We start from the raw sequence: 276 nt of genomic DNA, 5'->3' as shown, positions 1-276 counted from the left end.
AACGTCGCGCCGGTCTCAGGCAATCTCGGCCTGACCTCCGCGCTGCCGTCCGACCGTGCCAACACGGCCTGGTTCGATGCGCCGACGCTGAACAGTTTTGGCCTCGGCGGCTTCAACATCAACACCGGCAACAAGATCTCGATCAACGCGCCGCTGCAATTTGCGCCGGGCGCGCAGGTCAGGCTGACAGCTCCGACCGTCGATATCGCCGCCGACATCATCGCGCGCTCCGGCAGCGTCACGGTCAGCAACATCCTCAACACCGCAAACGGCACC

The 276-nt window shown here is 64.9% G+C and carries 1 protein-coding gene; it reads left to right on the top strand.

The genetic code is table 11. The features are described 5' to 3' along the window. On the top strand, window positions 1-276 hold a 276-nt coding region (locus tag OU789_RS16855), incomplete at both ends, for a hypothetical protein (RefSeq protein WP_274656953.1).

The sequence above is a fragment of the Halocynthiibacter sp. C4 genome (assembly GCF_028823805.1).
Lineage (GTDB): Bacteria > Pseudomonadota > Alphaproteobacteria > Rhodobacterales > Rhodobacteraceae > Falsihalocynthiibacter > Falsihalocynthiibacter halioticoli.
This window is presented reverse-complemented; position numbering and strand designations above follow the sequence as displayed.